The organism is Streptomyces sp. NPDC039480, from assembly GCF_055597165.1.
The window spans coordinates 1-22018 of record NZ_JBVITX010000008.1; the positions used below are offsets into that span (position 1 = coordinate 1).

Here is a 22018-nt window from a genome sequence, read left to right on the forward strand (position 1 = left end):
CGAAGCGGAATCGGCGCAGCCGACGCGACGCAGGAGCGCCCTTTACTGCCGGCCCGGAGGCGCCACACTCCGGAAAACACCGGGCGGCCCCGGTGCGTATCGACGTCACCGGCCCACCGAAGGTGCCGAGTCGGCCGCAAATAGGACAAGAGCTGGCCTATATGCGTTCTAGCGTGGCTTCTGCCGACGGAGCGGTACCAACGGAAAGGCTGTGACCATGTCCGACGTCACGATCAAGACCACCCCTGACACGACAATCACCGGCGAGCGTGCCGACCTGCTCGACACGCTGAACCACCACCGGACCATGCTCCGCCACACCGCACGCGATCTCACCGACGAGCAGGCCGGCCTGCGCACCACCGCCAGTGAGCTGTGCATCGGCGGGATCATCAAGCACGTCACCTCGGTCGAGCGGGTCTGGGCCGCCTTCATTCGGGACGGCCTGTCGGCCCTCGGCGACTTCACCACCATGAGCGACGAGGACTTGGCCCAGCGCGCGGACGAGTTCCGCATGCTGCCCGGTGAGACGCTGGCGGGCGTCCTCGCCGCCTATGCCGAAGTCGCCGCCGAGACGGACGCGTTGGTACGAGGGCTGCCCGACCTCGACGCCTCCCACCCTCTCCCCGAGGCTCCCTGGTGGGAGCCCGGCGGGTCGTGGACGGTCCGGCGCGTCCTGCTGCACGTCATCGGTGAGACCTCGCAGCACGCGGGTCACGCGGACATCATCCGCGAATCCCTCGACGGTGCCCTCAGCATGGGCTGAGCTAGGTCGGCTGCGGCGCGTCCAGCTCCGCCCAGACCGTCTTGGACGGGCCGTACGAGGGCGGCCGCAGGTCCGTGCCCCAGCGGTCGGCCAGGGCCTCGACCAGGAGCAGGCCCCGGCCCGACTCCTCTTCGGGCGAGGGCCGCCGGGGGTGCAGCGGCGGGCTCCGGTCCGCCCGCGCGTCCGACACCTCGATACGGAGTGTGTTCGTCGCCGCAACGGTCAGCGCCAGCCGGAAGCTCCGGCCGGGCACGTGGCCGTGCAGCACGGCGTTGTTCGCCAGCTCGGCGACGATCTGCTCCGCGTTGGCGGAGGGCCGCTCCCAGCTGCGCAGTTGCTCCCTCGTCAGGAGCCGGGCCAGACGAGCGCCTCTTCGCGTCGCGGAGAGCAGGATCGTGAACTGGTGTACGGGTGCGGGGGTTTGAGCCCGAGTTGTTTTCTGGTTCACGTCACTCAGCGTGGCGGCCCGAGCGCGGTGCGGGTAGCGGTCCGCGCTGTGCGTACCGATTTTGTCCCACGCTTGTCCTGCCTTGTCCCGGCTGTCCCGGGTGACGTGCGGGTACGTGTGCGCGTTGGGCTTGGACGGGACGGTGGAGGTGGCGCGATGGATCGCAATGGCGGTACGGATGAGCCGGGTTGGGACGTCGACCCCGAAGACGAGATCAGCGCGGTCGTGGAAATGGTCGGCCACCAGCTGAAGACCTGGCGAGAAGCGGCGGGGATGCGTGTCGCCGACTTCGCGGTGGCGATCGGCTACGGAGAGGACCTCGTCCGCAAGGTCGAACGCGGGGCGCGCATCCCCCGCCCCGAGTACCTGGACCGAGTGGACGAGGTGGTGGACGCGCGGGGAGTCGTCTCCGCGATGAAGAAGGAGATGCGGGAAGCCCGGTACCCGAAGAAGGTCCGGGACCTGGCGAAGTTGGAGGCTCAGGCGGTCGAGCTGTGCTCCTACGGGAACCACAATCTGCATGGGCTGTTGCAGACGAGGGACTACGCGCAGGAGCTGTTCGAGATGCGGCGGCCCGCATACTCGCAGGATCAGATCGAGCGAGACGTGACCGCCCGTATGGCGCGACAAGCGATCTTCGAGAGGTCACCTGCCCCCGCGCTCAGCTTCGTGCAGGAAGAGGTAACGCTGAGGCGCCCAATCGGAGGCACAATGGTTCTGCGCCGCCAACTCGAACACCTTTTGGAAGTGGGACAGTTGCGTAACGTCGAGATCCAGGTGATGCCGACGCGCTGCACGGATCACGCCGGAATGGGCGGCCTCATCCAGATGTTGAAGTTCGCGGACGGCAAGGCGGTAGGACGCTCCGATGGTGCCTTCGGCGGGCGCCCAGTCTCCGATCCGAAGCAGCTCCGAATCCTCGAACTGCGCTATGGCATCATCCGGGCCCAGGCGCTGACGCCAGGAGCGTCACTGGTCTTCATCGAAGAAATGCTGGGAGAGACATGATCCGCAAGGCCTCTGCCGGGGACGCTGTCGAGCTGAGCTGGTCCAAGAGCAGCTACAGCAGCGGCAGTGAAAGTGACAGCTGTCTCGAAGTCGCCTTGGAGTGGCAGAAGAGCAGTTACAGCGACAGCAACGAGTCCGGCGACTGCGTCGAAATAGCCACCACCCCCGACACCATCCACATCCGCGACTCCAAAACCCCCCAAGCCCCCCACCTCACCCTGACCCCCTCCACCTGGTCCCACTTCATCACGTACGCCTCACGGAACTCAGAGGCGTAAGACCAAGGGACGAGCAAACCCCCACCCCCGGACAGGGGTAAAACTGCCCCACGCCTCTTACTGTGGCGTGCATGAGTGAGGACACCGAGGACGCCCACGGCGTACTGAGCAAGCCCTACCGCGCCCTGAGCATCGGCATCGTCTCCGTCGTACTGCTGATCGCCTTCGAGGCGACGGCCGTCGGGACGGCGATGCCCGTGGCGGCCCGCGAGCTGGACGGCGTGTCGTTGTACGCCTTCGCCTTCTCGGGGTACTTCACGACGAGCCTCTTCGGCATGGTGCTCAGCGGCCAGTGGGCCGACCGGCGCGGCCCACTGGGACCGCTCGCCACCGGTATCGCGCTGTTCGCGGCGGGCCTGCTCCTGAGCGGGACCGCAGGGGCGATGTGGCTGTTCATTCTGGGGCGGGCCGTGCAGGGGCTGGGCGGCGGCCTGGTCATCGTCGGGCTGTACGTCATCGTCAGCCGGGCGTACCCGGAGCACCTGCGGCCGTCGATCATGGCGGCGTTCGCGGCGAGTTGGGTCGTGCCGTCCGTGGTGGGCCCGCTGATCTCCGGCACGGTCACGGAGCACCTCGGGTGGCGGTGGGTCTTCGTCGGCATCCCGGTCCTCGTACTCGCGCCGCTCGCCCTCGCACTGCCCGCGATACGACGGACGGCGGCCGGGCCGGTCGACCCGGACGCACCGGTCGCCGCGTTCGACCGGCGCCGGATCCGGCTCGCGCTCGGGATCTCGCTGGGCGCGGGGCTCCTGCAGTACGCGGGGCAGGATCTGAGCTGGCTGTCGTTGCTGCCCGCCGTGGTCGGCGGGGCGGTCCTCGTGCCGGCGGTGCTGGGGCTGCTGCCCAAGGGGACGTACCGGGCCGCGCGCGGGCTGCCCTCTGTCGTGCTGCTGCGCGGTGTCGCGGCCGGGTCGTTCGTGGCCGCCGAGTCCTTCGTACCGTTGATGCTCGTCACGCAGCGCGGGCTGAGCCCCACCATGGCCGGGCTTTCGCTGGCGGTGGGCGGGGCGACCTGGGCGCTCGGGTCGTACGTCCAGTCGCGGCCCGCCATGGAGCCGTACCGGGGGCGGCTCGTGGCCGCGGGGATGGTGCTGGTCGCGGTGGCCATCCTCGCCGTGCCGACCGTGCTGATCGAGTCCGTGCCCGTGTGGATCGTGGGGGTGGCGTGGGGCTTCGGGTGCTTCGGGATGGGCATGGTGATCGCTTCGACCAGCGTGCTGCTGCTGCGGCTCTCCGCGCCCGCGGACGCCGGGTCGAACTCGGCCGCGCTCCAGATCTCCGACGGACTGTCGAACGTGATCCTGCTCGCCGCGGGCGGCGCCGCCTTCGCCGCGCTGGGCGGCGGCACGGTGGGTGCGGGGCACGGGGCGGGGGAGGCCACGGGCTCGCACCCGGCGGCGTTCGTCGCCGTCTTCCTGCCGATGGCGGTGGTCGCCCTGTTCGGGGCCTGGGTGGGGACGAGGCTCCAGGCGGCGCGGGTGCCGGACGCGGCGGCGGTCCCGGCGGCGGACGAGACGGGGGTCGTGGTGACCGACGTGGTGACGGATGTACGGATGGACGTGCTGTCGGACGCGGCGTCGGACGCAGGGGACGTACGGGACGTACGGACGGACGCGCGGGCGGACGGGTAAGGGGACGCGGCGTACGGCTCACGGAGGGACATCCGCACCGGCACACGCCGGCCCCGCACCTCCGTGTGAGACCCGTCGCACCGACCTCCCGCACCGCCTCGCCCACAGCGGAACGCCCCCGCATCACCGGTAAGGTGGCCCGGTTGTCATACGTGCCGCCGACCTTGCGAACCCGGAGACCGTGACTACCACCAGCGCCGCCGCCAACTCCTCCCACCACCTCTCTCCCGCCTTCCCCGGCCGCGCCCCCTGGGGCACCGCCAACAAGCTGCGCGCCTGGCAGCAGGGCGCGATGGAGAAGTACATCCAGGAGCAGCCGCGAGACTTCCTGGCCGTCGCCACCCCCGGCGCCGGAAAGACGACGTTCGCGCTCACGCTCGCGTCCTGGCTGCTGCACCACCATGTCGTGCAGCAGGTCACCGTGGTCGCGCCCACCGAGCACCTGAAGAAGCAGTGGGCGGAGGCCGCCGCCCGTATCGGGATCAAGCTGGACCCCGAGTACAGCGCGGGACCGCTCAGCAAGGAGTACCACGGCGTCGCCGTGACGTACGCGGGCGTCGGCGTGCGGCCGATGCTGCACCGCAACCGCTCCGAGCAGCGCAAGACCCTCGTGATCCTCGATGAGATCCACCACGCCGGTGACTCGAAGTCGTGGGGTGAGGCGTGCCTTGAAGCCTTCGAGCCCGCGACGCGGCGGCTCGCGCTCACCGGTACGCCGTTCCGGTCCGACACGAACCCCATCCCCTTTGTCACGTACGAGGAGGGGAACGACGGCATCCGGCGCTCCGCCGCCGACTACACCTACGGCTACGGCAGCGCACTCGGCGACGGCGTCGTGCGGCCCGTCATCTTCCTCTCGTACTCCGGCAACATGCGCTGGCGCACGAAGGCGGGCGACGAGATCGCCGCGCGGCTCGGCGAGCCCATGACCAAGGACGCCGTGTCGCAGGCGTGGCGGACCGCCCTGGACGCGCGCGGCGAGTGGATGCCGAACGTCCTGAAGGCCGCCGACAAGCGGCTCACCGAGGTCAGGAAGGCCATCCCCGACGCGGGCGGGCTCGTCATCGCCTCCGATCAGGACTCCGCGCGCGCCTACGCCAAGCTCATCCGCGAGATCACCGGCACCAAGGCCACCGTCGTCCTCTCCGACGACACCGGCGCCTCCCAGCGCATCGACGACTTCAGCGCAAGCACCGACCGGTGGATGGTCGCCGTCCGCATGGTGTCCGAAGGCGTCGACGTGCCGCGCCTCGCGGTGGGTGTGTATGCGACCACGATCTCCACGCCGCTCTTCTTCGCGCAGGCCGTCGGCCGTTTCGTACGGTCCAGGAGGCGCGGCGAGACCGCGTCCGTCTTCCTGCCGACCGTCCCCGACCTCCTCACCTTCGCCAACGAGATGGAGGTCGAGCGCGACCACGCCCTCGACAAGCCGAAGAAGGAGGGGGAGGAGGACCCCTACGCCGAGTCCGAGAAGGAGATGGACGAGGCGAACAAGCAGGAGGACGAGGACACCGGGGAGCAGGAGCAGTTCTCCTTCGAGGCGCTGGAGTCCGAGGCCGTCTTCGACCGGGTCCTCTTCGACGGTGCCGAGTTCGGCATGCAGGCGCACCCGGGGAGCGAGGAGGAGCAGGACTACCTGGGCATTCCCGGGCTCCTCGAACCCGACCAGGTGCAGATGCTGCTCCAGAAGCGGCAGGCCCGGCAGATCGCCCACAGCAGGAAGAAGCCGGACGAGGAGGCGGACCTCCTGGAGCTGCCCGCCGAGCGGCGGCCGGTGGTCTCGCACAAGGAGCTGCTCGGGCTGCGCAAGCAGCTCAACACGATGGTCGGCGCGTACGTCCATCAGAGCGGGAAGCCGCACGGGGTGATCCACACCGAGCTGCGGCGCACGTGCGGCGGGCCGCCGAGCGCGGAGGCCACGGCCGGGCAGCTGCGGCAGCGGATCGAGAAGGTCCAGGAGTGGGCCACCCGCATGAAGTGACGTTCGAGTAAGGAGCGGGGCGTTCCGAGTGCGGAGGGCTTGTGTGGATCTCGCGCGTACGTCTTTTTGGCGGCGCCCCGCGTAACGGGGCAGATGGGGGCGCTAGGGGCGTCCCGGTGCCCGGATTCTGGACGAAGTCTTCCGCTGAGCGGGACGGCCTCGCTACTGTCCCCGCAACGTACACGCCCCGTGGCAGCGCCGCCGCGGAGCGCAGCCGGTGTTCCGACCGGCGGCCTCTGACGCGCGTCGCCCACGGGACCGGCGGCGCAACCGCCGCGTAAGGGGGCCGCCGACCCTCACCTAAGGAGTGGGCGTCGTGACCGCGGAGACTTCCCAGACGCTCGACAGAGGACTGCGCGTCCTCAAGCTGCTGGCCGACACCGACCATGGCCTCACGGTCACCGAGCTGTCCAACAAGCTCGGGGTGAACCGGACCGTGGTGTACCGCCTGCTCGCCACCCTCGAACAGCACGCGCTGGTACGACGGGACCTGGGCGGTCGGGCTCGCGTCGGCCTCGGCGTGCTCCGCCTCGGCCGGCAGGTGCATCCGCTGGTGCGGGAGGCCGCGCTGCCCGCGCTGCGCTCCCTCGCTGAGGACATAGGGGCGACGGCCCACCTCACCCTCGTCGACGGCTCGGAGGCCCTCGCCGTCGCGGTGGTCGAGCCGACGTGGACGGACTACCACGTCGCGTACCGCACCGGGTTCCGGCACCCGCTGGACCGGGGCGCCGCGGGCCGCGCGATCCTCGCGGCGCGGCAGGGGCTGGTGACGGATCCCGGTTACGCGCTCACGCACGGGGAGCTGGAGGCCGGGGCGAGCGGGGCGGCGGCGCCGCTGGTGGGGGTGACCGGCCTGGAGGGCAGCGTCGGCGTCGTCATGCTGGCGGACTCGGTGCCGGAGCGGGTGGGGCCGCGGGTGGTGGACGCGGCGCGGGAGGTGTCCGATGCGTTGCGCTGAGGCCGCGCGGGCGGGCGGAGTCACGGGGCTCGGTCTGTCGCCGGCTGCGCCGAGCTCGTCCTCAAGCGCCGGGCGGGCTTGATATTCCGCCCTCGCACCCGTCCTCGGACGCCGGGCGGGATGCATGTTCTCCACTCACGTTAGATTGATCCCGTGTTCTCGTTCTCTCGTCTCACGCGCCCCCAGGCCCTCGCCGTCTGCGCCCTGCCCGTCGTGGCTCTGCTCGCCGTCGCGGGGCTCGCGCCGTTGCCGTTCGCCGTGGCTCAGCCGGGCGGGACGGCGGACGTCCTCGGGAAGCACGAGGGAAAGCCCGTCCTGACGGTGTCCGGCGTGCCCACGCGGGAGACCAAGGGCGAACTCCGGATGACCACGATCGTCGCCACCGGGCCCCAGATGGACATCTACCTCGACGACGTCGTCGACGGGTTCTTCCGGAGCGACCGGGCCGTGATGCCGAAGGACTCCGTCTACCCCGTCGGGGACGACGTGAAGGAAGTCGAGAAGCACAATCTCGGGGACATGAAGAAGTCGCAGGACGCCGCCACCGACGCGGCGCTGCGGTATCTGAAGGCGAACGGCGTCGACGGCACCGACAAGGTGAAGGTCAAGGCCGACCTCGGCAAGATCGGCGGGCCGAGCGCCGGACTGTTCCTCACGCTCGGCATCATCGACAAGGTGGACGGCGACGGCAGCGGCGGCGACCTCACGGGCGGCCGCACGATCGCGGGCACCGGCACGATCACGGCCGACGGCAAGGTCGGGCCGGTCGGCGGTGTCGCCCTGAAGACGCAGGCCGCGCGGCGCGACGGCGCGACCGTCTTCCTCGTACCGAAGGACGAGTGCTCGGACGCTCAGGCGGAGCTGCCCAAGGGGCTTCGGCTGGTCCCCATCACGACGCTGACGGGAACGGTCGACGCGTTGCGCGCCCTGGAGAAGGGCGGGAAGGTTCCGAGCTGCTGACCAGGCGCAGGCCCAATTCGACCAGGGTCCAGCCCAGTTGAGTGCGGAAGTGGGGTCCGCGGTGGCGTACGGGTGCAGCGCGGTGTAACTCGCGCGCACGCTCGTGGTGCAGTTTCAGGTAGATGTCCGGGTGCATGACCAGCCCCTCTCAGGTGCCTTCGGCCTTCGGCCGGCTCGGGAAGACATTGGCGTGCACGCGCACCTTCGCGACGTCCTGGGCGCCTTCCGGTACCGATGCGCGGTAGCTCTCGACGAGGTCCTGGATCTTGTGGGCCAGCTCGGATGCGAGCGCCGGAGTCAGGTCCAGGGTGTAGTCGCTGATGTCCGCGGCCTCGTCCCATTCCTGTGACCACTCGTGCCGCGTGGCGATCCAGGTGTTCACCTCCTGCGCGTGCTGTGTCGCGTACTCGTGCAGGAGGGTGCTGAGGGCGCCGCGAACTTCCGGGTCCTGGTCGCGAATGAGTTCCTCATCGGTGTACGTGCCCTGGTGCGCCGACCGCCACCACCGCTCCCTGCCCTTGCCTCGCTCCGGGTCGTCCTCGACGAAGCCGTACTCCGCGAGCTGCCGCAGGTGGTAGCTGGTCGCGCCGCTCGACTCGCCGAGGCGGGCGGCGAGTTGGGACGCGGTCGCCGGGCCGTCGAGCCGCAGGGAGCTGAGGAGCCGCATGCGTAGCGGGTGCGCGAGGCCGCGCAGCGTGCGGGCGTCGAGGTGGTGGACCTTGCGGCCCGCCTGTTCTCTCGCCTGTTCTCTCGCCTGTTCTTCCGTCATGTCCGTCAGCGTAAGCACGCAAAGACTCCGTTGCAATGCTTTCTTTGCAACGGAGTCTTTGTAACTATGGCCGAACCTACTCCTTGACGAAGCCCTCCTCGATCAGCCAGTCCTTCGCCACCTCGTGCGGGTCCTGACCCTCCACGTCCACCTTGGAGTTGAGCTCCCGCGCCACCGTGTTGTTCAGCTTCTTCGTGATGGGGGCCAGGACCTCCGCGATCTCCGGGTGCTCCTTCAGCGACTTGCTGTTGATCTCGGGGGCCGCGTTGTAGTTGGGGAAGAAGTGCTTGTCGTCCTCCATCGTCGTCAGGCTCATCGCCTTGATGCGGCCGTCCGTCGTGAAGACCTCGCCGTAGGTGCACGTTCCTTTGGAGGCCTGGGTGTAGATGATCCCGGTGTCCATCTTGGTGATGCTGGAGGAGGGGACATGCATCCCGTACTTCTTCTGCATGCCGGGCAGTCCGTCCTCCCGCGCCGCGAACTCGCTCTCCACGCACAGCGATACGGCCTCGGGATTCGACTTCGACAGCTTCGCCACGTCCGAGAGGGTCTTCGTCTTGTACTTGGACGCGTTCCGTTCGTTCATCGCGAGGGCGTAGGTGTTGTTGAGCGTGGCGGGCGGCAGCCAGGTGACGCCGTTCTTCAGGTCCGCGTCGTGCACCGCCTGCCACTGCTTCTGCGGGTCGGTGATCGGGTCGGTGTTGCCCTGGTACGTGATCCAGGCCGTGCCCGTGTACTCGTACATGGCGTCCGCGTCGCCGCCCTTGACCGCCTCGCGTGCGCCGATGGAACCCTGGATGCCCGTGCGGTCCAGCACGTCCGCTCCGGCCGCCTGGAACGCGATGCCCATGATCGCGCCGAGGATCAGCTGCTCGGTGAACTCCTTGGAGGTGACCGTGAGATCGGCGCCCTTCAGGGGCAGGCCCCTGCCGACGGTGCCGGGCTTCACGTCGTCCACCATCGGGCTGCCGCTCGTCAGGCCGCAGGCGGTGAGCAGCGAACCGGCCAGGACGGCGGCGACGGCCGTGCGGGCTGTGATCCTCATGCGTCCGCCTCCAGGCCGCGCGGGCGCAGCAGCAGTTCCGCCAGCGACGCCAGCCAGTCCACCAGGAGCGCCAGCGCGATGGTCAGGATCGAGCCGAGCATGAGGACCGGCATCCGCTGGTTGGTCATGCCCGTCGTGATCAGGTCGCCGAGGCCGCCGCCACCGCCGAACGTGGCGAGGGTCGCCGTCCCGACGTTGAGGACGAGCGCCGTGCGGACGCCCGCGAGGATCAGCGGGACAGCGAGGGGGAGTTCGACCTTGGACAGGACGCCCAGCGGTGACATGCCGATACCGCGAGCCGCCTCCAGGAGCGTCGGGTCGTTCGCCTTCAGGCCCGCGATGGTGTTGGAGAGGACCGGCAGGACGGCGTAGATGATGATGCCGATCAGTGCGGCCTTCTCGCCGATGCCGAGCCAGATCACCAGGAGCGCGAGGAGGCCGATCGCCGGGGTCGCCTGGCCGGTGTTGGCCAGGGCCATCGCCACCGGGGCGCCTTTGCGCAGCCTCTTGCGGGTGAGCAGGATGCCGAGCGGGATGGCGATGATGAGGACGAAGAACGTCGAGATCGCCGTGAGCTCGATGTGCTGGCGCAGCCTGAGCCAGACGTTGCCGTCGGCCAGCGCGTTCCGGGAGATCGAGTCGAGGTCGGCCTGCTGGAACCACCACCAGGTCGCGAGCAGGACCACCACGAGCACGGCGGGCAGGAACGTCAGCTTCTGCCAGGTGACCCTGCGCGGCCGGTGCGCGGGGAGCGCGGCCGGCGGGGCCTCCAGTTCGGCCTCGCCCTCGTCGCGGAAGGCGAGGCCCTTGACCTCGTGCTCGCCCTCGGGGCGGGACGGTTCCCTGGGGGAGGGCTTGTGGTCGGGGATCCGGGGCGTGCCCCCGGTGGGGTCTGTCACGCCTTCGCCTCCCCGCCGTAGCCCTCCTGCTCGAAGTGGGTCAGCCGGGCGCGCCGCTCCTCCAGCTGGTGCTGGTGCTCGACGGCTTCGAGGCGGTCGGCCTCCAGCATCTCGTGGACGGAGTTCATCAGCGTCTCCATGTCGACGACGCCCGTGTACTCGCCGCGCCGCCCGGTCACCGCGACCCGGCCCGCGTTGTCCGTGAGGACGGCTTCGAGCGCGTCGCGCAGGGTGGCGTCGCGGGTCACCGTGTCGTGGACGAGGGTGCCCGCGCGGGCCAGGGAACCCTTGGCGCGCATCAGGTCGCCGCGCCGCAGCCACTTGTAGGGGCGGCGGCGCTTGTCGAGCAGGAGCAGTTCGTTGGTGTTGCTGCCGCGCAGCTTGTCGAAGATGTCCTGGAGCGGGTCGTCGACGGTGACCGTGGGGATGTCGGCGATCTCCACGTCCCGTACGCGGGTCAGGTTGAGACGCTTCAGCGCCGCGCCCGCGCCCACGAAGCCCGACACGAAGTCGTCGGCGGGGTTGGTCAGGATCGCTTCCGGGGTGTCGAACTGCGCGATGTGCGAGCGCTCCCGGAGGACGGCGATGCGGTCGCCGAGCTTGATGGCCTCGTCGAAGTCGTGCGTGACGAAGACGATCGTCTTGTGCAGCTCGTGCTGGAGCCGGATCAGCTCGTCCTGGAGGTGGTCGCGGGTGATCGGGTCGACGGCGCCGAACGGCTCGTCCATCAGGAGCACGGGCGGGTCCGCGGCCAACGCCCGTGCCACGCCGACGCGTTGCTGCTGGCCGCCGGAGAGCTGGCGCGGGTAGCGGTGGTGGAACTCCGCCGGGTCGAGCCCCACCAGGTCGAGCATCTCCTCGACCCGGGACGCGATCCTCGCCTTGCCCCAGCCGACCATCTTCGGCACGAGCGCGATGTTCTGCGCGACGGTCATGTGCGGAAAGAGGCCGGAGGACTGGATGGCGTACCCGACCTTGCGGCGCAGCTTCACCGGGTCGATGTCGGTGACGTCCTCACCGTTGATGCGGATGCGGCCGCCGGTCGGCTCGATCAGGCGGTTGATCATCTTCAGGGTGGTCGACTTGCCGCAGCCGGAAGGACCCACGAGGATGACCGTCTCGCCCGCCTTGATCTCCATGCTGACGCTGTCCACGGCGGGTTCGCCGCTGCCCGGATAGCGCTTGGTGAGGTTCTCCAGCTCGATCGTGGCCCCGGAGGTGGCGGAGGCCCCGGAGGTTGCGGACGCCCCGGATGGGGTGGTGGTCTCAGGCACGGATCCCCCTCGAAATGGTCAGCCTGCCGATCAGGACGTACGCGGCGTCGAAGAGCAGCGCGAGGACGATGATCCCGAGCGTGCCCGCGAGCACTTGGTTGAGCGCGTTCTTGCTGCCGAGCGAGCCGATGCCGCGGAAGATCTCGTTGCCGAGCCCGGGCCCCGACGCGTACGCGGCGATGGCCGCGATGCCCATCAGCATCTGCGTGGAGACGCGGATGCCGGTGAGGATGGGCGGCCAGGCGATCGGCAGCTCCACCCTGAAGAGCCGGGCGGCACGGGACATCCCGATGCCCTTGGCGGCGTCGACAAGGGAGGGGTCGACACCGCGCAGCCCGACGATGGCGTTGCGCACGATCGGCAGGAGCCCGTACAGGGTCAGCGCGACGACGGTCGGCGCGACCCCGAGCCCCACCACCGGGATCAGCAGGCCGATCATGGCGAGGGAGGGCACGGTGAGGATGGTGGACGTGACGGTCGTGGCGAGATTGCCCGCCCACTCGCTGCGGTACGTGAGGACGCCGATCAGTACGCCGATGACGGTGGCGACGACCATGCACTGGAAGACGGCGCTCGCGTGCTGATACGCGTCCGTCAGCAGTTGCTGGTGGCGGTTGCCGAGGTAGTCCCAGAAGTTCACTGAAGTGCTCACCTCGTCTTTCCGAAGGAACTCAGGGGTCTTCGGACGCCTGCTCCACCAGCGGGATGATCCGCAGCGGAACGGGGTTTTCCATGACGATCGCCGTGGAAGCCCGGACGATGCCATCAAAGCCCACGACCCGGTCGATCACACGTTGGAGATCGGCGTTCGACCGGGCCACGAGGCGGCAGAGCATATCGCCGTGACCGGTGATGGTGTGCAGCTCCAGCACCTCGGCGACGGTCGCCAGATGTGCCCGTACGTCCGCGCCCTGGCCCTGTTTGATCTCCAGCGTCGCGAAGGCCGTCACGGGATAGCCGAGCGCCGCCGGATCGACCTCGGGGCCGAAACCCCGGATGACTCCATTGGACTGAAGCCGGTCCATCCGCGCCTGCACCGTGCCGCGCGCGACCCCGAGCCTGCGGGACGCCTCAAGAACCCCGATACGCGGCTCCCGCGCCAGCAGCACGATGAGTCTGCCGTCCAGATGATCGATCGCCATGACGCCTCCACGGTGGTCATGATGTACAGATAGCCTGCCCATCCTGGCCACCCACTGGGCAGATTGACCACTGAAAACGCGAACTATTGCGCACCTTGCGGTTCGGCGGGAGTCTCACAGCATGACTGAGACCACCACTCACACCCCTGACACCGCGCGCGAGGCCGACCCCTTCCCGGTGAAGGGAATGGACGCGGTCGTCTTCGCCGTGGGCAACGCCAAGCAGGCCGCGCACTACTACTCCACGGCGTTCGGCATGAAGCTGGTCGCCTACTCCGGACCGGAGAACGGCAGCCGCGAGACCGCGAGTTACGTCCTGACCAACGGCGGTGCGCGCTTCGTCTTCACCTCCGTCATCAAGCCCTCCACGGACTGGGGTCACTTCCTCTCCTCCCACGTGGCCGAGCACGGCGACGGCGTCATCGACCTCGCCATCCAAGTGCCGGACGCGCGTGCCGCGTACGCCTACGCCGTCGAGCACGGCGCGCGCGGCATCACCGAGCCGTACGAGGAGAAGGACGAGAACGGCACGGTCGTGCTCGCCGCCATCGCCACCTACGGCAAGACGCGCCACACCCTGGTCGAGCGCACCGACTACGACGGCCCGTACCTGCCCGGTTTCGTGCCCGCGAACCCGATCGTCGAGCCGCCCGCCAAGCGCACCTTCCAGGCGATCGACCACTGCGTCGGCAACGTCGAGCTCGGCAAGATGAACGAGTGGGTCGGCTTCTACAACAAGGTCATGGGCTTCACGAACATGAAGGAGTTCGTGGGCGACGACATCGCGACCGAGTACAGCGCGCTGATGTCGAAGGTGGTGGCCGACGGCACGCTGAAGGTCAAGTTCCCGATCAACGAGCCCGCCATCGCCAAGAAGAAGTCGCAGATCGACGAGTACCTGGAGTTCTACGGCGGCGCCGGCGTCCAGCACATCGCCCTCGCCACGAACGACATCGTCGAGACCGTGCGCACCATGCGCGCGCAGGGCGTCCAGTTCCTCGACACCCCCGACTCGTACTACGACACCCTCGGCGAGTGGGCCGGTGAGACCCGCGTGCCCGTCGAGACCCTGCGCGAGCTGAAGATCCTCGTCGACCGCGACGAGGACGGCTACCTGCTCCAGATCTTCACCAAGCCGGTCCAGGACCGCCCGACCGTCTTCTTCGAGATGATCGAGCGGCACGGCTCGATGGGCTTCGGCAAGGGCAACTTCAAGGCGCTCTTCGAGGCGATCGAGCGGGAGCAGGAGAAGCGGGGCAACCTTTAGGCACCGTTGATCGCGGGCTGTGCCCTGCTCGTCCTCAAACGCCGGACAGGCTGGATTCCCCCAGCCTGTCCGGCGTTGACGTTCAGGCCGACGTGCGTCGCCGCGCGAACTCCAGCGAACGCCTGAACACCCGGTCGACCTCCGCGTCGGCCACACCGTGCCAGGCGTGGTCCGCGCCCGGGACCGTCCACAGTTCCGCCTCGGCACCGGCCCGCCGGAGCGCGGCCGCCAGGGACGCGCTGTGCGAGTGGTCCACCATGGTGTCCGCGTCGCCGTGGACCAGGAGGAACGGCGGGGACCCCGGGGCGACCCGGGCCACGGGGCTGGCCGCCCGGGCCCGCTCCGGGGCGGCCGCCGGGGCCGCGCCCAGCAGGCGCGCCTCCGGGGTGGCGGGGTCCTCCGGGGTGAAGTGGCCCCGCGCGGTGGTCAGGTCGCTCGGGCCGTACCAGATCACCGCGCCCGCGACGCAGGGCTCGGCCAGTGCGAGGAGCGAGGCGAGGTGGCCGCCCGCCGACTCGCCCCACATCACGGTCCGTCCGGCGTCGACGCCCAGTTCCGCGCCGCGCAGGGTGAGCCAGCGCAGCGCGTCCCGCAGATCGTCCAGCGGACCGGGGAAGCCGGCCTCACCGCTGAGCCGGTAGTCCACGCAGGCCACGGCGAGACCGGCGGCGGCGATCCGCGCGAACGGCCCCGGCGACCAGTGCCGGGTGCGCATCCCCATGTCGTCGCGGCGCCCCTGGAGCCAGGCACCGCCGTGCACGAAGAGGACCAGTGGCGCCGGAGCGGAGTCGGGGGCGGTGCCCGGGAGCCACAGGTCGAGTTCCAGGGGGCGGCTGCCCGGGTGCTGGCGGTAGGGGACGCCGCGCAGTTCGCGTACGCCGGGCGGGCGGACCGCCGCGGGTGGCAGGGGAGCGACGTCCGGGTGGGGCGCGGCGATCAGCTCGCGGAGCGCGGGCCCCGTCACCGGGTCCGCCACTGGTGACCGGGCAGGAAGTTCACGTCGTACTGCTCGGGGACGGTCCCGAACTTGTGGGGCTCGGGGATCAGCGGCCGGTGCGGCAGGCCGTGCTCCTCCGCGGGCGCGCCGAGGTTCTCGAAGAAGCGCTCGAACGTGCCGCCGGGGCCCGCGGCGACGCCGACGACCTGGCTGTGGTGGCGCTCCATGCGGTAGGCGTGCGTGCAGTTCTTCGGTACGAAGCCGAAGTCGCCGGGGGTGAGCAGCTTCTCCTGCTGGATGCCCTCGGTGTCCTCGACGAAGAGGCGGACGGCGCCCTGGGTGACGTAGAAGACCTCGTGGGTGTCGGCGTGCACATGGGCCGGTATGAGGTCGCCCTTGGGGCCCTCGACGGTGAAGAAGTTGAAGGTGTTCTCGGTCTGCTCGCCGCCCGCGTAGACGGTGACGAGGTCCCCGAAGAGGTGGGCGCGGTCGCCGTCGCCCTTCTCGATGAAGTAGGGCTTGCCGGGCTCCGGGGGGATGTGGGAGGTGCGGCGGTAGCGGGTGGCGTACTCGATGGTCATGGGGGCGCGCTCCTCGCGGCTCGGGCACTGGGGGCATCGCGGGACACCGGACGGCCCAGCAATGTCAGGTACCCTGACATTAATGACCGAGAAACCCGTTCGACGCAACCTGCCCCAGCTCCTCGGCGAAGCCCGCCGCTGGTTCGAGGAGGGCCTCCTCGCCACCATGGAGACGACGGGCACCCCGCCCGTGTCCCTGACGCAGGTGCAGCTCTTCGCCGTCCTCGACGACGAGGGCACCACCGTCTCCGAACTGGCCCGCCGCATGGGCGTCACCCGCCAGACCGCCCACCAGGCCGTGCACGGCCTCGTCGGCGCCGGGCTCCTGGAACAGGTCCCCGACCCCGCCTCCGCCCGGCAGCGGCTCATCCGCCGCACCCCCCGGGGCGAGCGCGCCCACCACGAGGCGACCACCGTCCTCACCCGCCTGGAGGAACTGCTCGCCGCCCGCATCGGCCCGGCCCCGGCCGACGCGCTGCGGGCCGCGCTCGAAGCGCCGTGGGGTCCCGTGCCGGGACCGGACTCAGTCGCGGGGTGACGGCTGGGCTTGCGGCTGCTTGCGCGGCGTCGTCTGCCGTGGCCGGGGCAGCGGCGGAGCCACCTCCCCGCTCGGCGCGTACACCTGCTCGGGGCCGCCCTCCGGCGGCTCGCCCAGCGCCCGCAGGGCCTTCTTCGCCGCGGGCACGCCGAGCGGCGAGAAGTACGGGTTGACGCGCAGCGCCTCCCGCAGATGGCGGCGCGCGGCGCCGTACCAGCCGAGCTCCCGCTCGATCTGACCGCGGTGGAAGGCGAACAGGGCGCTGCGCGGCCCCTTGTCCATCGCCTTCGTGACCAGCTTCAGGCCCGCCTCGCCGTCCCCGGACCTGTGCAGCGCCCAGCCCAGCGCGTCCGCCGTCTCCGGACTGCCGTGCCGCTTGTACTCCGCGGTGAGCCGCTTCACCGCCGCGTCCGCGTCACCGTGGTCCGCCTCGAAGAGGCCGAGGATCCGCTGGTTGTTGACGCCGCCCGCACCTCCCTGCCGCACGCGGGTCCGCAGCACGTCGTACTGCGCGCGCGCCGCGGGACCCAGCTTCAACGACTCGTACAACTCGCCCAGCTCCAGGGCGTACTCGGGCAGCGGATGCCGGGTGAGCGCCGACCGGTAGGCCTGCAGCGCCTCCGAGGTGCGGCCCAGCGCGGCGAGGGCGCGGCCCCGGCCCGCCAGCGACGGATGGTGGTCGGCCTCCGTGGCGAGCGCCACGTCGTAATAGCGCAGCGCCTCCGTCGGCTCGCCCCGCTCCCACGCGAGCTCCCCGACCCGGTGCAGCGCCGCCGCCTTCTCCGCCGGGGCCTCCGCGAGCGCCGCCGCGTCGGTCAGCGCCGCGTTCGCGTCCTCGCGCCAGCCGCGGTTGCGGTAGACCTGCCCGGTCCGCGTCAGGACCGCGGCGCCCGAACCCAGCTTCTGCAGGGACTCCAGGGCCTTGCCGGCCGCCTTCGTGTCCCCGAGGCCGCTGTACGCGTCGATCAGCACGGGATACGCCGTCCACCGCTTCGGCGCCTGCCGCACCGCGAGCTCGCCCCACTTGCGGGCCGCCCGGAAGTCGTGCCGGGCGTTGGCGAGCGCGGCGAGACCCGTCAGGGCCTCCGGATTCCCCTCGGGCCGCGTCCTGAGCGACGTGCGCAGCGCGGTCTCGGCCTTCGGATAGTTCGCGAAGTCCGCGGTCCGCACGCCCTTCGCCACATACGCCGAGCCGAGGACCGCCCAGGACTGCTCGTCGCCGGGATGCGCCCGCAGATGCGCCTCGCGCTCCCCGATCAGCGCCGTCAGATCCGGCAGCGCGGCGGGCATCCCCGCCCCCACGGCCACCATCGCCCGCCCCGCGGGGCCGAGCGCGGGCGGCGCCGGGTCCCCGCCGTCCCGCGGCAGCAGCACGTACGCACTGCCGATCACCACGCTCCCCGCCACGGAGCCGATCAGCACACGCTTCACCGAAGGCCTCATGACGCTCACTGTGCGCCACTGCCGTCCATACGAAGAGCACATCCCGGCGTGCGGAACGGCGTCGCACACGGGTTCACACCGATGGCCCCGGGTGCGAGGCTGTGATCATGAGCCGCACCCTCATCGACCTCCTTCAGGAGGGCCTGCCGGCCGAGGCGGTCCTCACCGACCCGGACGTGACCTCCGCGTACTCCCACGACATGGCGAGCTTCTGCGACGCGGGCGCCCCGGCCGTCGTGGTCCTGCCGCGCACCGTCGAGCAGGTCCAGCACGTGATGCGCACCGCCACCGAGCTGCGCGTCCCCGTCGTCGCGCAGGGCGCCCGCACCGGCCTGTCCGGCGCCGCCAACGCCAGCGAGGGCTGCATCGTCCTGTCCCTCGTCAAGATGGACCGCATCCTGGAGATCAGCCCCGTCGACCGGATCGCCGTCGTCGAGCCCGGCGTCGTCAACGCCACGCTGTCGCGCGCGGTCGGCGAGCACGGCCTGTACTACCCGCCGGACCCCTCCAGCTGGGAGATGTGCACCATCGGCGGGAACATCGGCACCGCCTCCGGCGGCCTGTGCTGCGTGAAGTACGGCGTCACCGCGGAGTACGTCCTCGGGCTCGACGTCGTCCTCGCCGACGGGCGCCTCATGAGCACCGGGCGCCGCACCGCCAAGGGCGTCGCCGGATACGACCTGACGCGGCTCTTCGTCGGCTCCGAGGGCAGCCTCGGCATCGTCGTCCGCGCTGTCCTCGCCCTGCGGCCCGAGCCGCCGCGCCAGCTCGTCCTCGCGGCGGAGTTCCCGACGGCCGGGGCCGCCTGCGACGCCATCTGCGCGATCATGGCGGGCGGCCACGTCCCCTCGCTCCTCGAACTGATGGACCGTACGACGGTGAAGGCCGTCAACGCGCTCGCCCACATGGGCCTGCCCGAGACCACCGAAGCGCTGCTCCTCGCCGCCTTCGACACCCCCGACCCCGCGGCCGACCTCGCCGCGGTCGGCGCGCTCTGCGAGGCCGCGGGCGCCACGCAGGTCGTCCCGGCCGAGGACGCCGCCGAGTCGGAACTCCTGCTCCAGGCGCGGCGGTTGTCGCTCACCGCGCTCGAAGCCGTCAAGGGCACCACGATGATCGACGACGTGTGCGTGCCCCGCTCCCGGCTCGCGGAGATGCTCGACGGCGTCGAGCGCATCGGCGAGAAGTACGGTCTGACCATCGGGGTCTGCGCGCACGCGGGCGACGGCAACACCCACCCCACCGTCTGCTTCGACGCGGCGGACCCCGACGAGAGCAGGCGCGCCCGCGAGTCCTTCGACGAGATCATGGCCCTCGGTCTGGAGCTCGGCGGCACGATCACCGGCGAGCACGGGGTCGGCATCCTGAAGAAGGAGTGGCTGGCGCGCGAGATCGGCCCGGTGGGAGTGGAGATGCAGCGGGCCGTCAAGGCGGCCTTCGACCCGCACTCACTCCTCAACCCGGGCAAGCTCTTCTGACGGTGTGTCCGCTCCGTGGTCGCCCCCGTGGCGGCGGAGCTCACTCACCGTCCTTGGACTCGTCCGACGGCCACGGGTCGCGCAGCCACAGCTCGTCCACGCGGCCTCGGCCCGAGGCGGGTGCGAGCAGCTCGGCGAGGCCGTCGTCGATGCCGAGCTGCTCGCCCTCGGAGCCCGGCGGGACCACGCGCAGCGTCCGCTCCAGCCAGGCGGACACGGCGGCGGCCGGCGCCTCCAGGAGCGCGTCGCCGTCCGGCGAGCTGAGAGCCATCAGGACGACGCTGCGGCCCTCCACCTTCGTCGGCCATACGCGTACGTCGCCGTGGCCGCACGGCCTGAACACCCCCTCCACCAGGAGCTCGCGGGCGAACGTCCAGTGCACCGGGTGCTCGGAGCCGATGTGGAAGGCGATGTGGACGGCGTAGGGGTCGGCGGTGCGGTAGGTGAGACGGGCCGGGACGGGGATGGCCCGTTCCGGCGAGAGGACCAGTTTGAGCTCCAGCTCGCGTTCCACCACGGAGTGCATGTCGATGCCCTTCTTCTCTGCGGGGGTCCTGGGAGCGGACCCGTACGAGTGGAGAGGGCGGGATCGCCGGAGCATTACGCGGCTTCGGGAAATTTCTTCGTACGACTTCGGGGCGGGGTGCGGGGGACGCGGGGGAAGTGTGGGGAGCGTGCCCGGAAAGTGGTTCGGAAGGGCGGGAGCTGCCCGGTGGGACACGGAGGTCTGATAGATGTGGTGCCCCCAGAAGACCCCCGAGCAGATACGGGACGACGGACATGAGCGCCCCAACTCCGGCCCCAGGCGACGAACGGCCCCGCGAAGGCTACTACCCCGATCCGTCCATTCCCGGATATGTCCGGTACTGGAACGGTACCGCCTGGGTCCCCGGCACGAGCCGCCCCGCCCCGTCCGACGGAGAACCCCTCCCGCCCCCGCCGGGCGTACCGGCCCCCTCCCGCGCGGAGGAAACGGGCCCCGTCTTCTTCGACGAACACCACCCCCGGACGGGCCAGTTCGAAACGGGCCCCCCTGACACGGGCCCGATCGCGACGGCTCCGCTCACGGAGGGCACGCCCGGGACGGCGCCGTCCGGCACGGGTCCGTCTGCGCCGGGCTCACCCGGGGCGGGCTCGCCCGCGGTGGGTCGATCCCAGGCAGCGCAGGGCCAGGCGGCGCAGGGCGCGCCGGGTCCCGCTGTGCCGGGGCAGTTCCCGCCCGCGCACTCCGTGCCGGGCCAGGGAGCGCAGGGCCAGGCCGCGTCCGGTCAGGCCGCCGCGCAAGGGCCGTCCGTGGCCGGGCAGGCCGGCCAGGGGCAGGCCGCGCAGGGCCAAGGCGCGTCCGGGCAGGGCTGGCAGGGGCAGTCCGCGCCCGGTCAGGCCGCGCAGGGGCAGCCCGCGTCCGGCCAATCCGTGCCGGGACAGTCCGCGTCGGGCCAAGCCGGGTCCGGCCAAGCCGGGGCCGGGCAGGGGCAGCACGGGGGGCGGCCCGGGGCTGGGGCCGGCTGGGGGGCCGATGCGGGGCGGCAGGGCGGGCTCGGGGGTGAGCAGGAGCGACGGGTTTCCTGGGGTGAGGCCCAGGAGCGGAGCGATCCGCGGGTGACCGAGGACGCGGCGCCCCGCGCCGAAGCCGCCGCCGAGAGCCCCTCGCACGACGACAGCAACCCCGGCACGGTCACCATCCGCGCCATAAAGCCGGGCGCCGCCAAGCCGACCGCAGGCGAGGGCACAGTGACGTTCCGGCGGCCCACCCCGTCGGCCGGCACCGACGGCACCATGTCGATCCGCGCGATCCGGCCGAAGTCCGCGCAGCCCTCCGTACCGCAGCAGGGTGGCGTACCTCCGCAGGCGGCCACGCCTCAGCAGGCCCCGGCCCAGGCCCCGCAGGCGCAGGCCCCGCAGGCCCAGACGCCGTCGCCGGCGCAGTCCTCCGTGCCGCAGCAAGGTGGAGCCCCCGCGCCCGTCACCTCCGGGCCCGGCGGTGGCTCGCAGTCGTGGGCTCAGCAGGTGCACCAGCTCGCGCAGGGCCCGGCCGAACCGGCCCCCGCCCAGCAGGGCGAGGGTCAGCCCGTCGTGCCGTGGAAGCCCGTCGCCGCGGACCCGTTCCTCGCCGTCGCGCAGGCCCAGGCCGCCGCCCGCCCCGCCGGACTCGGCAGGCGCCTCACCGCACGGCTCCTCGACACCGTCGTCCTCGCCGTCGTCACCGGCGCCGCCGCGCTGCCCCTCGGCACCAAGGCCGCCGACCACATCGACAGCAAGATCGACGCGGCGAAGCTCTCCGGTGAGAAGACCACGGTCTGGCTCCTCGACGGCACCACCGCGGGATACCTCGGCATGATCCTCGCCGTCCTGCTGCTCTTCGGCGTCGTGTACGAGGCGCTGCCCACCGCCAGGTGGGGCCGCACCCTGGGCAAGAAGGTGTGCGGCATCGAGGTGCGGGACATCGAGGAGCACGAGGCGCCGACGTTCGGAGCGGCGCTGAAGCGCTGGCTGGTGTACAGCGTGCCGGGCGTACTGGTGATCGGCGTCGTCGGCGTGGTCTGGTGCCTCTTCGACCGGCCGTGGCGTCAGTGCTGGCACGACAAGGCGGCGAACACCTTCGTCGCGGGGTGAGC

At 71.0% G+C, this 22018-nt stretch carries 23 protein-coding genes and 1 pseudogene; 12 read left to right on the forward strand and 12 right to left on the reverse strand.

Annotated elements, in window-relative coordinates; translation table 11 throughout:
• The first annotated feature begins 217 nt into the window (after positions 1–217).
• The gene (locus ACZ56E_RS24155; protein ID WP_471217239.1) at positions 218–766 is read left to right on the forward strand and encodes a DinB family protein; all 549 of its coding nucleotides are present in this window, start codon (positions 218–220) and stop codon (positions 764–766) included.
• Position 767: 1 nt separating this feature from the next.
• Here ACZ56E_RS24155 and ACZ56E_RS24160 read toward each other — a convergent pair whose 3' ends face one another.
• The gene (locus tag ACZ56E_RS24160) at positions 768–1214 is read right to left on the reverse strand and encodes an ATP-binding protein (RefSeq protein WP_471217241.1); all 447 of its coding nucleotides are present in this window, start codon (positions 1212–1214) and stop codon (positions 768–770) included.
• Positions 1215–1370: 156 nt separating this feature from the next.
• Here ACZ56E_RS24160 and ACZ56E_RS24165 point away from each other — a divergent pair, with 156 nt between their 5' ends.
• The 6 genes from ACZ56E_RS24165 to ACZ56E_RS24190 all read left to right on the forward strand — a co-directional run bounded on the left by ACZ56E_RS24165 (position 1371) and on the right by ACZ56E_RS24190 (position 8030).
• Positions 1371–2222: a helix-turn-helix domain-containing protein gene (locus ACZ56E_RS24165; RefSeq protein ID WP_471217243.1), complete on the forward strand. Its 852-nt coding sequence runs from the start codon at positions 1371–1373 to the stop codon at positions 2220–2222.
• Positions 2219–2500 carry a DUF397 domain-containing protein gene (locus ACZ56E_RS24170; RefSeq protein WP_471217245.1) on the forward strand — a complete coding sequence of 94 codons (282 nt, stop codon included), beginning with the start codon at positions 2219–2221 and terminating at the stop codon, positions 2498–2500. Before ACZ56E_RS24165 ends, ACZ56E_RS24170 begins: the two co-directional genes overlap by 4 nt.
• A gap of 71 nt (positions 2501–2571) precedes the next feature.
• Positions 2572–4131 carry an MFS transporter gene (locus ACZ56E_RS24175; protein WP_471217247.1) on the forward strand — a complete coding sequence of 520 codons (1560 nt, stop codon included), beginning with the start codon at positions 2572–2574 and terminating at the stop codon, positions 4129–4131.
• Between the two features lie 181 nt (positions 4132–4312).
• Positions 4313–6112, forward strand: a complete 1800-nt coding sequence (locus tag ACZ56E_RS24180) for a DEAD/DEAH box helicase (protein ID WP_468601624.1) — start codon at positions 4313–4315, stop codon at positions 6110–6112.
• A gap of 316 nt (positions 6113–6428) precedes the next feature.
• Positions 6429–7070, forward strand: a complete 642-nt coding sequence (locus ACZ56E_RS24185) for an IclR family transcriptional regulator (RefSeq protein WP_362987159.1) — start codon at positions 6429–6431, stop codon at positions 7068–7070.
• A 153-nt stretch (positions 7071–7223) separates the two neighbouring features.
• On the forward strand, positions 7224–8030 hold the full coding sequence (locus ACZ56E_RS24190) for a S16 family serine protease (protein WP_471217249.1): 807 nt from the start codon (positions 7224–7226) through the stop codon (positions 8028–8030).
• 148 nt (positions 8031–8178) lie between these two features.
• Here the strand turns inward: ACZ56E_RS24190 and ACZ56E_RS24195 are convergent, their stop codons facing one another.
• The 6 genes from ACZ56E_RS24195 to ACZ56E_RS24220 form a co-directional block, all read right to left on the reverse strand.
• Positions 8179–8799 (reverse strand): ArsR/SmtB family transcription factor, encoded by a 621-nt coding sequence (locus ACZ56E_RS24195; RefSeq protein ID WP_471217252.1) that lies wholly within the window; start codon positions 8797–8799, stop codon positions 8179–8181.
• A 76-nt stretch (positions 8800–8875) separates the two neighbouring features.
• Complete coding sequence (locus tag ACZ56E_RS24200; protein ID WP_471217254.1) at positions 8876–9844, reverse strand: glycine betaine ABC transporter substrate-binding protein; 969 nt, start codon at positions 9842–9844, stop codon at positions 8876–8878.
• Positions 9841–10713 (reverse strand): ABC transporter permease, encoded by an 873-nt coding sequence (locus ACZ56E_RS24205; protein WP_471217754.1) that lies wholly within the window; start codon positions 10711–10713, stop codon positions 9841–9843. The genes ACZ56E_RS24200 and ACZ56E_RS24205 overlap by 4 nt, the downstream gene beginning before the upstream one ends.
• Positions 10714–10739: 26 nt before the next feature.
• Positions 10740–12017 carry a betaine/proline/choline family ABC transporter ATP-binding protein gene (locus ACZ56E_RS24210; RefSeq protein WP_471217256.1) on the reverse strand — a complete coding sequence of 426 codons (1278 nt, stop codon included), beginning with the start codon at positions 12015–12017 and terminating at the stop codon, positions 10740–10742.
• Positions 12010–12657 carry an ABC transporter permease gene (locus tag ACZ56E_RS24215; RefSeq protein ID WP_468601874.1) on the reverse strand — a complete coding sequence of 216 codons (648 nt, stop codon included), beginning with the start codon at positions 12655–12657 and terminating at the stop codon, positions 12010–12012. The genes ACZ56E_RS24210 and ACZ56E_RS24215 overlap by 8 nt, the downstream gene beginning before the upstream one ends.
• 31 nt (positions 12658–12688) lie before the next feature.
• On the reverse strand, positions 12689–13159 hold the full coding sequence (locus tag ACZ56E_RS24220; RefSeq protein WP_030794967.1) for an Lrp/AsnC family transcriptional regulator: 471 nt from the start codon (positions 13157–13159) through the stop codon (positions 12689–12691).
• Positions 13160–13280: 121 nt separating this feature from the next.
• On the opposite strand from ACZ56E_RS24220, the gene hppD reads away from it, so the two are divergent.
• On the forward strand, positions 13281–14426 hold the full coding sequence (hppD, locus tag ACZ56E_RS24225) for a 4-hydroxyphenylpyruvate dioxygenase (protein ID WP_468601614.1): 1146 nt from the start codon (positions 13281–13283) through the stop codon (positions 14424–14426).
• 82 nt (positions 14427–14508) lie between these two features.
• Here hppD and ACZ56E_RS24230 read toward each other — a convergent pair whose 3' ends face one another.
• Complete coding sequence (locus tag ACZ56E_RS24230; RefSeq protein WP_471217258.1) at positions 14509–15390, reverse strand: alpha/beta hydrolase fold domain-containing protein; 882 nt, start codon at positions 15388–15390, stop codon at positions 14509–14511.
• Positions 15387–15944: a quercetin 2,3-dioxygenase gene (locus ACZ56E_RS24235; protein ID WP_468601610.1), complete on the reverse strand. Its 558-nt coding sequence runs from the start codon at positions 15942–15944 to the stop codon at positions 15387–15389. The genes ACZ56E_RS24230 and ACZ56E_RS24235 overlap by 4 nt, the downstream gene beginning before the upstream one ends.
• A gap of 82 nt (positions 15945–16026) precedes the next feature.
• Here ACZ56E_RS24235 and ACZ56E_RS24240 point away from each other — a divergent pair, with 82 nt between their 5' ends.
• Complete coding sequence (locus ACZ56E_RS24240; RefSeq protein ID WP_471217262.1) at positions 16027–16482, forward strand: MarR family winged helix-turn-helix transcriptional regulator; 456 nt, start codon at positions 16027–16029, stop codon at positions 16480–16482.
• Here ACZ56E_RS24240 and ACZ56E_RS24245 read toward each other — a convergent pair.
• Positions 16468–17925 carry a tetratricopeptide repeat protein gene (locus ACZ56E_RS24245; RefSeq protein WP_471217265.1) on the reverse strand — a complete coding sequence of 486 codons (1458 nt, stop codon included), beginning with the start codon at positions 17923–17925 and terminating at the stop codon, positions 16468–16470. The genes ACZ56E_RS24240 and ACZ56E_RS24245 overlap by 15 nt on opposite strands.
• Positions 17926–18032: 107 nt before the next feature.
• Here ACZ56E_RS24245 and ACZ56E_RS24250 point away from each other — a divergent pair, with 107 nt between their 5' ends.
• On the forward strand, positions 18033–19403 hold the full coding sequence (locus ACZ56E_RS24250) for an FAD-binding oxidoreductase (RefSeq protein ID WP_471217266.1): 1371 nt from the start codon (positions 18033–18035) through the stop codon (positions 19401–19403).
• A gap of 40 nt (positions 19404–19443) precedes the next feature.
• Here the strand turns inward: ACZ56E_RS24250 and ACZ56E_RS24255 are convergent, their stop codons facing one another.
• Positions 19444–19929 (reverse strand): SsgA family sporulation/cell division regulator, encoded by a 486-nt coding sequence (locus tag ACZ56E_RS24255; RefSeq protein WP_468601603.1) that lies wholly within the window; start codon positions 19927–19929, stop codon positions 19444–19446.
• A gap of 254 nt (positions 19930–20183) precedes the next feature.
• Between ACZ56E_RS24255 and ACZ56E_RS24260 the strand changes: the two are divergent.
• Positions 20184–20306, forward strand: a pseudogene (locus ACZ56E_RS24260) (DUF2510 domain-containing protein); the annotation flags it as partial.
• A gap of 216 nt (positions 20307–20522) precedes the next feature.
• Here ACZ56E_RS24260 and ACZ56E_RS24265 read toward each other — a convergent pair.
• Positions 20523–20843, reverse strand: a complete 321-nt coding sequence (locus tag ACZ56E_RS24265) for a hypothetical protein (protein ID WP_471217796.1) — start codon at positions 20841–20843, stop codon at positions 20523–20525.
• Positions 20844–21002: 159 nt separating this feature from the next.
• Between ACZ56E_RS24265 and ACZ56E_RS24270 the strand changes: the two genes are divergently transcribed.
• Entirely contained in the window at positions 21003–22016 is a 1014-nt protein-coding gene (locus ACZ56E_RS24270) for an RDD family protein (protein ID WP_471217757.1), read from the forward strand.
• Positions 22017–22018: the final 2 nt, after the last annotated feature.